At 32.8% G+C, this 12,721-nt stretch carries 8 protein-coding genes; 4 read left to right on the forward strand and 4 right to left on the reverse strand.

What is annotated here, in order from left to right; genetic code table 11:
* Positions 1 to 178: 178 nt before the first annotated feature.
* The 3 genes from MJ631_RS01955 (at position 179) to MJ631_RS01965 (ending at position 6,628) form a co-directional block, all read left to right on the forward strand.
* A complete protein-coding gene (locus MJ631_RS01955) occupies positions 179 to 3,706 on the forward strand; it encodes an ankyrin repeat domain-containing protein (RefSeq protein ID WP_214303358.1) in 3,528 nt (1,175 codons plus the stop codon).
* 253 nt (positions 3,707 to 3,959) lie between these two features.
* Positions 3,960 to 4,976: an ankyrin repeat domain-containing protein gene (locus tag MJ631_RS01960; RefSeq protein ID WP_262986584.1), complete on the forward strand. Its 1,017-nt coding sequence runs from the start codon at positions 3,960 to 3,962 to the stop codon at positions 4,974 to 4,976.
* 476 nt (positions 4,977 to 5,452) lie between these two features.
* Positions 5,453 to 6,628, forward strand: coding sequence for an ankyrin repeat domain-containing protein (locus MJ631_RS01965; protein WP_262986585.1), 1,176 nt, complete (start codon positions 5,453 to 5,455; stop codon positions 6,626 to 6,628).
* Here the strand turns inward: MJ631_RS01965 and MJ631_RS01970 are convergent.
* Positions 6,581 to 7,993, reverse strand: coding sequence for an IS4-like element ISWosp2 family transposase (locus MJ631_RS01970; protein WP_214303148.1), 1,413 nt, complete (start codon positions 7,991 to 7,993; stop codon positions 6,581 to 6,583). The genes MJ631_RS01965 and MJ631_RS01970 overlap by 48 nt on opposite strands.
* 63 nt (positions 7,994 to 8,056) lie before the next feature.
* Between MJ631_RS01970 and MJ631_RS01975 the strand changes: the two genes are divergently transcribed.
* On the forward strand, positions 8,057 to 8,656 hold the full coding sequence (locus tag MJ631_RS01975; protein ID WP_262986586.1) for a latrotoxin-related protein: 600 nt from the start codon (positions 8,057 to 8,059) through the stop codon (positions 8,654 to 8,656).
* A 486-nt stretch (positions 8,657 to 9,142) separates the two neighbouring features.
* Here MJ631_RS01975 and ubiA read toward each other — a convergent pair whose 3' ends face one another.
* From ubiA to infB, 3 genes are read right to left on the reverse strand one after another with little or no spacing between them, the layout of a single operon-like run.
* Complete coding sequence (gene ubiA, locus MJ631_RS01980) at positions 9,143 to 10,030, reverse strand: 4-hydroxybenzoate octaprenyltransferase (RefSeq protein WP_007302787.1); 888 nt, start codon at positions 10,028 to 10,030, stop codon at positions 9,143 to 9,145.
* Positions 10,031 to 10,033: 3 nt separating this feature from the next.
* Positions 10,034 to 10,384, reverse strand: coding sequence for a ribosome-binding factor A (locus tag MJ631_RS01985; RefSeq protein ID WP_006015187.1), 351 nt, complete (start codon positions 10,382 to 10,384; stop codon positions 10,034 to 10,036).
* Between the two features lie 9 nt (positions 10,385 to 10,393).
* Positions 10,394 to 12,715, reverse strand: a complete 2,322-nt coding sequence (infB, locus tag MJ631_RS01990) for a translation initiation factor IF-2 (RefSeq protein WP_052264741.1) — start codon at positions 12,713 to 12,715, stop codon at positions 10,394 to 10,396.
* Positions 12,716 to 12,721: the final 6 nt, after the last annotated feature.

A 12,721-nucleotide genomic window follows, 5' to 3' on the forward strand; every position in this document is an offset into this window, starting at 1 on the left:
ACACTGTTACTCAGCAATTAAAGTTACCTGGGGTTACCGTGAGGTTTCTACAGTAAATTTGTAGAGCAGTTTAGTACAGCTGTATAAGAATCAAATGAATTAGATATTAAAACCAATCTTCAGAAAAGAGATTTACGGTAAAATAATCAAGTATGAATATTAAAATATAGGGGGTTTTATGTTAGGTAAAGGAAATAAAGGAGAACAAGTAGCAGATGATCGAATTGATTATGTAGATGATGAGTTAACAATAGGAGCAAAAGGAGGTCTTGATCATGAAGATAGATTATCTAGTGGAGAACTTCAGTGTGGACCAAGTCAAGAGAGTCTTGGAGTAACAAGATCTTCATCTATAAGCAGCGGTAGTGTATGGTATAGCGCATCGAATGATACAGCCAATGTTATAAGTCTTACAGATAATGAAGTAGTGGAAAAAGCAACTTTTTTTGTTAAGACTTTTGTTAAAGAATTCGAGGAAAAATTATCTAAATATTTTGAGGAGGCAGAACCAGATTCAAATATACAAAAAATAAGTAAAGTTTCAGCCAGCTTTAATTCTATTTTGAATAATACTATTCCAGCAAGTCCACTAAAATTATTTAGTGTTAAAGTTAATGAGAGTATCAATTATTGTGTTATAGGAAAACAGCATAAGAAAAGAGCGAAAAATATTTTTACAATAATTATACCTTGCTACAAAGCTGAAATGAGAGAGATTTTAGTAAAAGCTGGCTTAGAAATTTTTCACAGGTTTGAGGAACCATTCATAAAGGTTGTAGATATCAATCCCTCTTTTTATCATAGGAGAGTTAAGAAGTTAGCAATAGATGCTGTACATAGAACAATGAATTACCTTTTAACTTCTGAGGAACAAGACTTTTCTGTTGATCTTATAACACAAGGTGTTGTTCTAGATAAGTCAAAAAAGAAAGGATATTTTACGCGTCCTGGATATGAAATAAAAGATGAGCAAGGTGGTGAAAGTTTAGTAACCTCAGAATTGTATGAATGGGTAGGAATAAAGAAAAAAGAAGAAGATGAAACTGTTAATTATTATCAATATAATTCTGAGGAACATAATCTAGAGGAATATAGATGTGCTGAAAAATACGGCTATCGGCTTCCCTTTGAATGGGAGTTAAGAAAGTGGGAAGAGGTAAAACAAAAGTATGTATCCATTAAAGCACCCATAGAAGGATATGTGTATATTTTAAATGATGAAAAAAAAGAAGAATTAGCTCGTTTTATATTAAAGGAGATTAATGGACAAGATCCTGTGAAAAGGAAAGATATAGAAGATGTAAAAGAACATCTTAGAAAACAAGATGAAGATAGGCGTCAATTTTCCTATAGTTTTGGCAAGACACCAGAAAATTTCATTGAAAGAAAAGAGGTGGTAAAAAATTTGAACCTAAGGTTACACAGTAGTAGTCAAGAAGTAAAAATGTCACGAGTAGTCTTAATTAGTGGGAAGTCTGGAATAGGGAAAAGCGAACTTGCTAGAGGCTATGGGTTTAGTGAAAGGCGTAAGGGTACTTGGGCAAGGATTATGTGGATAGATGCCTCGTCATATAACAAGCTTTCAAATTCATTTCATGGGTTGGCTGAAAGGTTAGGGATTTCTAGAAAAAGTGAGCAAAGGAGAGAGAGAAACATTAAATCTATTGTCGAGGATGTATATGAGTATCTTCAAGACACAAAAAGTTTGTTTGTTTTCGATGATGCTAGTAGTTATAAGGAGATTGAAAATTTTTTGCCATCAAGCTTTCCTGTTTTTTCTAATAGAGAAAAACCTTACGTTTTAATTACTTCTCCTAACAAGAATTGGAAAGAAGAAATAGAAGATATAGAAGAAATAAAGTTGGGTAATTTAAAAAAAGAAGAAGCCGAGGAATTTACTCGAAAAGCCTTAGGGGAAGATGAATCACAAGGTAAATCTATATCAGAGTTAATAGAAGAGTTTAATTGTTTTCCATTAGATTTGAAAGCAGCAACATCATGCATTAAACAAAAAGGTCTTAGTATTAGAGAATATCTGGAGGAATATAGAGTAGCTCAGCAATCAAAAACTGATTTTTTGGAGACACAAGTTGTTAATAAAAAATCTTTTAAAGCTTTGAAGGTTAACATTGATAAAATAAAAGAAGAAAAAAATGTTGGACAGCAAGCATATGTTATTTTAGTATTCATGGCTTACCTGGACCCTAATCAAATTAATACAAAAGAAATTTTTTTCAAGAGGGAATCAAAAGAAAATCAACAAAGGGTTTTGAATGCACTTGATCTACTTAATCAGTTCTCATTGATTGGATTAGAGAAAGGGATAGCAAAAATTCATCAAGAAGTACAAAAAATTATAAGGTTAGAGCAAAGAAAAGAAAAAAGAGAAGAAGAATTTTTAAGAAAAATAATGACATCATTGATGAATAATAACTGTAAAAATGTAAGCCATATCATATCCATTTGGAATTATGCAAGTGAATATAAAAAGTTAGTTAATGAATTTATTGAATCTGATTATTATGGAATGAATATCTTACATTTTCTGGCCATAGATGATAATGAAGAAGTTATTAAGCTTATATTCGAGAATGTAGATCTAAGTAAATTAAGTAAAATTGTTAATATCGGTGATAAAGATGGATCTACTCCTTTAGAATATGCTGTTATATATGGTCATTTAGCGTTAGTTAAATACTTTATAGGAAAAGGGGCTAATTTTAAGGTAAGTGATGACCCGAGCCTTACCCTTTTAGACTGTGCTGCTCTCCATAATCGACTAGAAATAGTTAGGTATTTTATTGATAACGAACATTTTCAGTTTGATAGTACTGTTTTATACTATGCTATTGAAAATAATTGCTTAGAGGTCGTTAGATACTTTATAGAGGAAGAAGAGATTTGTATAAATTTACAAGATGGAGAAGGTAAAGGTTATTTGCACTATGCTGTTGAACATAATTCCTTGGAGATTTTTGAGTACCTTCTAGCGTACGGGGCTACAGTAGATTTACAGGATGAGGATGGTATGACTCCTTTGCATTTTGCTGCTATGTATGGTTACCTAGGAATTGTTCGCTACCTCGTAGAGCATGGGGCTGATATAAATTTACAGGATGAGGATGGTATGACTCCTTTGCATTTTGCTGCTATGTATGGTTACCTAGGAATTGTTCGCTACCTCGTAGAGCATGGGGCTGATATAAATTTACAGAATGAAGATCATACGACTCCTTTGCACTTTGCTGATATATATGGTCACTCAAGCACTGTTCGCTACCTTGTAATGAATAACGTTAATACGAATCTAGAGGATATTAGTAATAATATTTCTCAGAACTACGATGTTAAGTTTCATTGCTACGACAGCGCTAGGTCCCTTTTTTCTTTAGAACAAGGAGCTAATGTGAAACTTGAACTCAACGATGATTTGTACCATTATACTAACAATTATTACCCAAGTAGTATTTGTTGCTATCAACCTCAATCTACTGTGTACTCAGCTCCATACTTAAAAACACAATCACATAAAAGAAACCTAGAGACATTTGATGAACATACACTACCTAAAAAAAGAAAATTAAAAAATATAAGTGAAGCATTGCAATTTGAAGATAAAAGCACAGTTAACTTAACTCATAGGTCACCTATATCTTCATTTAACAGCGTCTCTGTACAACCTGCAAACAAGGACTTAAGACTATAATTTTACAGTAAGCTATTTAATTTTATGAGGGGAATTTCAAAAAAACAGAGAAATAAAGTAATAAATTGATATAAATTCGCGTAGAACAAGTGGTAGACCATACGATTCCAAAGAAAACACTTCTCACAGCCCTTGATTTTGGCTGCTGAAAGTAGATATATCGTTTAAATTCTTAACAAAAAGATATACTAAATTAGTAATAATTTATTTAGGAATAGTAAAGAAAAGTCAAGCAAACTTTTAGAGATAATTTATGCCACAACTAGAAGAAACGAAATCAACAGAACTTTTGGATGCTGTTAGAACACTAAATATGAAGGAAATTGTGAGATTGATAGAAGCTGGAGCAGATATTAATGCAAAAGATAAGAATGAACGAACTCCTTTGCATATAGCTGCTGTAAAGGGTTATACAGAGATAGTAAAAGTTCTAATAGACTTAGGAGCAGATATTAATGCAAAAGATAAGAATGAACGAACTCCTTTGCATATAGCTGCTGTAAAGGGTTATACAGAGATAGTAAAAGTTCTAATAGACTTAGGAGCAGATATTAATGCAAAAGATAAGAATAAAAAAACTCCTTTGCATCGGGCTACTGAAATAGGCTTTACAGATATTTGTGAGGTTATACTAAATCACATAGCAAGACTAGAAGTTGCTGGCTTATATGTAAGTGAGGAAAATTTACAAAAGAAAAATGAATTTATAACCACTTCAACCGAGAGGTATAACAATTATTTACAGCATCTTAAAAATTGTGAAGAAGAAGTTAAAAAGATTAAAGAAAGAAATAAGTCACTATATGACTTTTTGAGGGAAAATGACGTTAATAAAATGGCTGGCATATGGGAGCAAAATGAAAACGTACGTAATGAATTTGATAATGAAGAGAATTTAAAAAAGCTATATCCAGAATATGCACATATTTTAATTAATAAGGCTGATGAAGTAAAAAAAGAAATTTTCCTGCACAATAATAAACCATTGGTGGATTTTCTATCAACACATTATAGATATGATTTTCAAAAGGCGAAATTCTTTGGCATGGAGAGATTTTTTGAGGTGCACAAAAATGACTTTAAAGAAGAAAGAGTAGGAGTCCGAAATAATACACTATTTTACTTTGTAGACTTTAATGTTGAAAAGAGGTACGCTCCTAAACTAAAATTACAGGCGTTTGTAGAGACAATTGGAAACGAGGGTGTAAACAGCAATCTTCATCACCCAAACACTGAACAAACTCAAGGAGCTAGTCAGTCTCTTAATTAAAGAGGGATACATGGAAACCTGCTGCAAAAACAAAAAGAGGTGTTTCTCACTTGTATAAAGTATTTTTAAACGTGATTTTTTAATATCATAATTACTATGAAAACTGGGGCTTTCCTTTTGCAGCAGTTCTTGAGTTCCAGCAACAGACCAATCCATCCCAAAACGAACTCTTCTCTCACTAGCCGGTTTTAGTTGTTGGGAATGGTTGTTTTATTTAAATTTTTAGTAATATATACTATTAAGTCAGTATTAATTCGTTAAGAACTTTCATTAAAGATTATCAAAAAAACTTCTAAATAGGGATTGACAAGTTTTAGAGATGGAGTATTTTATGAAAAGTATATTGAGCTATTAATTTTTTATGTACAATAAATATGATAGTGAAAATATTTTTCTTTATATTATGAGGTAGCTGTTTTATTCAGAAAAAGATTTTTTTCTTACTTTGAAATTGAGTGGTTTTTATCGAGGGTTAAATGATTAATGAATTATTTGCTGCTGTACGTAGTGGAGATGCTAATCAAGTTGCGGATCTTATCAATAAAGGGGATGATGTTAATGCCAGGGACAATAGAGGCAATACTCCTCTACATTTAGCTGTTCTTGCAGATAAATTACAGGTAGTAGAAAAGCTTATAGAGGGAGGGGCTGATGTTAATGCTAAGAATAATCATGGCGCTACTCCTCTGCACTGGGCTGCTCTTAATCAGAATGTCAATATAGTAGAAAAGCTTATAGAGAAAGGAGCTAATGTTAATGAGAAGAATAAATATGACAATGTCCCTCTGCACTATGCTGCAGGTTATGGTAGCTTAAGTGTAATAGAAAAGCTTATAGAGAAAGGGGCTGATATTAATGCTAAGTCCAGTAATGGCGATACTCCTTTGCACTTGGCTACTAAAAATAGTCATTTAGATGTATTAGAAAAGCTCATAAAGGAAGGAGCTAATGTTAATGAAAGAAACAAATATGGTAATATCCCTTTACACTGGGCTGCAAGTTATGGTAGGTTAAGTATAGTAGAAGAGCTTATAAACAAAGGAGCTGATATTGATGCTAAGAACAATAATGGCAATACTCCTTTGCATTGGGCTGTTAAAAGCAGTCATTTAGAAGTAGCTAAATTTCTTATAAGTAAACATGCTGACGTTAACGCTAAAAATAAAGATAGTTGGACATCTTTGCACTTTGCAGCTGCTTATGGCAATTTAAATATAGCTAAGTTCATTCTTGATGAAGAGAATGATGTTGATGCTAGAGGAGCTTTAACCGTAGCAAATACGCTTAGTAAAGAAAACAGCTCAGAAATACTAAACCTTCTAGAGGAAAGAATAAGGAAAAATGAAGAAACTACACAACATTTTATAAGACATAGGCGTCATCGATACTCACAAGAGGAAGGCAGTTCTCTATCAATAGGTGTCCATAATCGCCGTAGTATTGTAAAAGAAGATGAAAATTCATTGCAAAATGATAAAATAGGAGTTACAAGCGGAGCAAGCAAGCCATCTTCATGGATCAATATTTTTGCTTACACTACAGTAGATACTGTTAAAGGTGTTTTTCAGTTTATTTCTTCTCCTTTTAAGGCAGCTATCTTACTATTACCCACAAATATAAAGTTCGTGAGCAAGTCGCCATCCTTCTGCTAGATCAAAGAGACGTCTCCATCCTTTCCAAATAGTAATGGGGCCTGGTTCTAGATCATTTTTTCTAGCCAAATGTCCTCCAAGTTGAGCAATCCATGAAACAGCTTCTTTTATAGTAGGAGTTGCATTTGAACATGGTTTTCTATGTATTTTTACATATAGAACTTTCCATTCTTCTTCGGCTAATAAGGTAGTACACGGTAATGTTGGATCAGTTCTTGCAATTGTTGTAATAAAGAAAATTCTCCAAGCAATAATACTCATTACTGTTAAATATCGCATCAACCTTTCTGCTGTTCCAAGCCTACATTCTTCAACTTTGAGACCAGATTTTAAAATTTTATGTAATATTTCTATTTTCCATCTAAGACAATACCACCTAACTTTTTCAACAGCTTCATCAAAGGTATTGACTGGAAGATTTGTTAAAAGCATCCACTCTAGCGGATTTGTTTCAGAAGGAAAGTCTTTTTCAACAACGTAAACTGCATAGTGTGGTAATTTAAGTAATTCTTCTGTCTTATGCCTAATACTATTCTTAGATGGATGCATAATAAACTTTCCGAATCTAACTTCCAAATGTGCTGTTCTTTTTGGCTTATTATCTTTTGCAGGAACTTCAACTTTTACCGTACCTGCACAATGAGAGGATTTAATAAATTCCCATAACTTCTGCTCACCTTTTTCAGGATATCGAGATTTTCTATTTACTGCCCTATCTTTGGAAGCTCTAACTAACACTGCCGAATTAAGATTATATGCAAGCTCAAAAAACTCATATATATCTGCTTCTCTATCGCATATAGTTATAGTCTCAGTTTGAGTTGAATCAATAATGTTGTTTGTGTTGCTTAAAGTTTCTAACCATTTTATACTCTCTTTATCTTCAATGCGGATACTGTCATTGTTCTTTTTTTTTATGTTTTCAGATTCTTCAGGTCTTGAATAAATTTTTTGATCTAGTATCCCTAGTACCAAACCTTCTATACTAACAGCTAGAGCTGTATGCATTATAATACCTTGACTATGTTTTCTTGTAATAACTCCCAATCCACTTGTTTTTTCATGGTCTGTGTATGAAATATAACTTGTATCTTGGATCACAAAAATTTTTTTATGGGCTTTTGTTCTTTCAACTGTTTTAGCAACGTGTGAAGCTAGAATATCGCCTTCTTTCACGTTCTCATTTTGAAAAAAACGATATGCTGCTTTTGCTTCTGACCAACTTCCACACGCCTGATTGATTGAGCTTTCAGGTAAACTTGTAAAACTATCAGCAATATTTACTAATCGGTCAGTTAACCTTTTATCTCCAAGTACAGCATCTCCAAATTCATTTTCAGCCCATTCATTATTCCTGTTTGCCATTTTTTACCCTCAATGTTTGCAAACTTTAATGTTGTAATACTTTATTTTTATGTCCATTTATATTTGTGGGTAATAGTAAGGGCAGCTATAAGTATGGAACCTTCTAAAGCTATTACAGTTCAAGGTATTGATAACAACGGTGTACTTCTTTTATTAGATGTATTTATAAGGAAAATCACAGGTCAGAAGTATATTTCCACAGTAGTTCAGTCTATATCACCATTAGAAGCACAGGGCTATGCATTAAATATTATAGAGGAATTTGAGAAAGTAGTAGAACAAGCTGCATTAAAAAGTGGGGTATCAATGCATCGGTTAAATATTGATTGTGTAGAAATGCAGAAAGAGGTTACTGCAAAAATCACGGGTGGTAAGTTTAATGAGATTTCAGGATTTTTAAACTCATATGTAGAGCAAGCATGCCACGATAGAGAAACAGGTAAGTTAAGTCCAAAGAAGTTTAACAAATTTATGGTTGTATTTAATAAGGAACTAGATTTAATAGTAAATCAATCAATAGAGCAGATATTACACAATAGAGATAGTACATTAGAAGTTGAAGAACAGCAAATAAACTTAGAGCCTCAAAGTTATTTAAGTAATACTTCTGTTCAAGGTCATTTAATTCAGGATAGAGGTTTAATAAATCAAGGTAAGGCTTAATTCCTTAGCTTTTTGATTTCATCTAGTAAAAGGTTGGTAATTTGATCTTATAACATCAATGGGCACACTAGCCTTTGTTTTGTATGCATTCAACCAATGTGTGACTATTACGCCACCTAAAAAAATAATCATACACTGTCTTCCATAGAGGAAAATCTTTTGCTCTACTGGCAAATACCTTTCATTATGTATTGTATAACATTAATAATTGTTCTTATTTTGTGCTTTCTTGGCCACACCTTGTGCAACTCTTGGCTCAAGAAATTTCCATTCTTTGTCACTTACATCACCTGGTATATATTTTTTACTGATCCTATCATATTATCTTCCTGATTTCCTTTCAAGATATGTTCTAAAAAGTAGAATCCGTTCAGCAGGGTGACAAAATAAGATAGAAAAGACAGCCATAGAAATAAATGGTGTCATCCCCTGTCATCCCAGTACTTGACACTGGAATGACACCATTTTTGCTTCGATATTTACACATTAGCCATGCATCTGAACGGATACAAAAGTAGAATTTAGAATTCTATCTAAAAGGATACCGAAAAAGAGCAGGAGTCCTATCTGGGAATTATTTTTAAATATGGACATGCATTGATTAGAATCGTCTGGATTGAAATTTTTGTGTTGGTGGTGAAATATGAATCCTATGGCAAGTAAAGCAATATAAAAGATGTTATTTAATGATGATAGTATACCAGCGTACAACCATGCCATTAAGGATATTAAATAAAATCTTTTCAACCAAGATTTTGTTGTATTGCCAAAATATAATGCAGTAGATTTCATTCCTAATTTCTCATCATCTTTTTTATCTTGATGAGCGTATATAGTATCATAACTAAGCGTCCAAAAGACGCATCCTATATAAAATAGCAAGGATTCTATGCTAATCTGGTTTGTTATTGCTGCTGAACCCATGAGTGATCCCATGTTGAAAGTAAACCCTAAAAACAATTGTGGCCACCAAACGTAACGCTTTAGCAAGGGGTAGATAACTATCATGCACATTGAAATTATTCCAAGTATAAGAGTAGTTTTATTGGTTAATAATAAGATTACCAGGGCAATAGACAGTAACAGTGAAAGTAAAGCCAAAGCCTGCTTTATGTTTAATGCACCACTTGCAAGTGGCCTATATTTTGTTCGTTCAACGTGCGCATCTATTTCTCTATCGAAGATATCATTGATTATGCACCCTGCGGGTCTCATTAAAAATGCACCTATAGTAAACAAAACAAGGAGAAAAAGAGCCTGATACGATAGAGAAGTTGAGGCTAAAAGAATGCCGCTTAAGCTAGAAAATAGCACAAGCCACAAACCTGTTAAACTGTGTATTCTCATTAATGAGAAATAATGGTTGAAATACATTAATTAAGTGTGATTATGTAATATTTTGCTTACATTGACAAAATTATCGAATGCTAAATCAGGCTTAAAAACTAACTCAGGTATAAATCGCAAATCAACATAACACAATATAGATTTACGTATTGACCATGCAGATTGGTTCATTTCATTAACAACAGTGCTGATATCATCATTATCATTTTGGATGTTTAATGAAGATAACACAATATATACATCTGCTTTCTTCAAATCTTTGCTTAGCTTTACATCAGATACTACTACTTTTTCATTAAGAACATTACCTTCCATTAAGACTTTTGATATTGCCCTATGTAATACCGATGCTACTTTTAGGTTTCTAATTTCCTTTTTCATATTCAACTACTATAACGTCCTTTCTTCTTGCACTAATTGATAAGCTTCCAAAATGTCTCCAACTTTAATATCGATATTACCCTCTAGCGATATTCCGCATTCAAAATTTACACCCACTTCTTTAACGTCATCTTTAAATCTACGTAGTGCTTTTAACTTTCCTTCATGCACCAATTTGCTGCCACGTACTACCTTAATTAGAGAATCTTTTTTTATAACTCCATCAGTGACATAACATCCGATGATATTACCGGCTTTGGATGAATTAAATATTTGCCTTACAGATGCAGAACCAACACGAACCTCTCGTGTAACAGGCTTTAACATTTTAGTTAGATACATCCTCATGTCTTCAATAAGCTCATATATTATATTGTAAGTATGTATTTCTATACCTTTTTGTTTTGCTAATTCTCTGATTTTTGAATCCACTTTTACATTAAAAGCTAAAATTACTGCGCTTGATGCTTCTGCAAGCAGCACATCTGAATCTGTTACTCCTCCTACTGCTTTGTGTAGAATATTTAATTTCACTTGATCTTTACCAAGCTTATCAATTGAGCTTGATATTGCTTCAATAGAACCAGTGACATCGCACTTTAAAACTACAGATAGTTCTTCTGTTTCACTATCATTACGACTGAATATATCTAAATTACTGTCGTCTAAATCTTCTTGCTTTTTCTTGATTAATTCTAACCTGTATTCAACAATTTCACGAGCCTGCCTTTCAGAGTTTACAACAACAAATTTATCTCCAGCATTTGGTACACCATTTAAACCAGTAACTTCAACTGGAGTAGAAGGTAGTGACGCTTTTTCTCTTTGACCAAGGTGATTAACCATACTGCGTACTTTGCTGTATGTTGTACCAACTATCAATATGTCACCAATCTTTAATGTTCCTTCTTCAACTATTAATGTAGCTGATATTCCTTTAGCTTTATCTATTTTGGACTCTATTACCCATCCAAGTGCTCGACAATCCTCTATTCCTTCTAGCGTCATTAATTCAGCAATTAATAAAATTGCCTCTTCTAGTTTATCTAAGTTGATTTTCTTTTTTGCTGATACTGGCACAATTATAACATCACCACCAAGTTCTTCGGGGATGAGGTCATACTGAGGCAAACTATTAATTATTCTTTCTACATCGCCAGGTTGTGATTTATCAATTTTATTAATGGCAACTATAATAGAGACATTTGCTGCTTTTGCATGGTTTATTGCTTCAACTGTTTGTTTCATGATTCCATCATCAGCTGCAACTACTATCACAACTATATTAGTAATATTGGCACCACGTGCACGCATTGCAGTAAACGCCTCATGCCCTGGTGTATCAATGAAAGTAATTTTTTGCTTATTTTTTGTCGTTAATTGATAAGCACCTATATGTTGAGTGATGCCACCTGACTCTCTTTCTGCAACATTGGATTCACGAAATGCATCAAGCAATGATGTTTTACCATGATCCACATGTCCCATAAAAGTAACGATAGGTGGTTTTGGTCTTTTAGGTAAGTTTTCTCTGTTGCTTATGAAGAGTAAATTCTTTTCTTTATCAGCATCACTTACTCGTTTAGCCGTATGATTAAATTTTTTTGCTATTTCGCATGCTATATCTGGATCTACTAGATCATCTACTCTATAGCTCTCCCCAACTTCTTCTTTGAGCATTTTTAGCACATTCTTGCTATCTTCTGCCATACGAATAGATAACTCCCTGATAGTTATTTTGTCTGGTATAATAACTTCTCTTGATATATTTTTACCCTTAGTAAACTTTGATTGTTTACTTCTTATACCAAATTTTTGCTTAAATACAGGGAGGTATTCATTTCTTTCATCTATTGCCTGTGTAATTACTAGCTTAGAATGCTTAGAGTATATATCTTTGCTAGCTTTAAAAGACTTTTTATCATTGTTCTCATATTCAATACTATCTTCTTTTTGTTCAACTGAGTTAGTATTACTTAAAACTTCCTTATTTATTTCTTTAGGTACAGAGTGTGATTCATTTTTATCTTCAGCTTCTTGATTGCTTTCTTCTTTTTTTATTTTCTCTTCTTGTTCTCTCTGATTCCTTTCTTTCAGCAAAGTAGCATTCTGTACAGCATTAATGCGGGAAATTTGTTCTTTTTCAGTTAAAGAGCCTAATTTACTCTCGTCAAATAAACTATATTCTTCTGCAGAATGAATTTTTCTTCTTTTTTTTACTATTGTAGTACCAGTACTTTGACTATCTAAAGAGTTTAAATTAATGTCTAATTTAAGCTTGCTTAAGCCTTGTAGGGTTAATTTTTTATTACTGATATCTTCATTATTCATATTGTT

This window comes from Wolbachia endosymbiont of Oryzaephilus surinamensis (assembly GCF_025617515.1).
Lineage (GTDB): Bacteria > Pseudomonadota > Alphaproteobacteria > Rickettsiales > Anaplasmataceae > Wolbachia.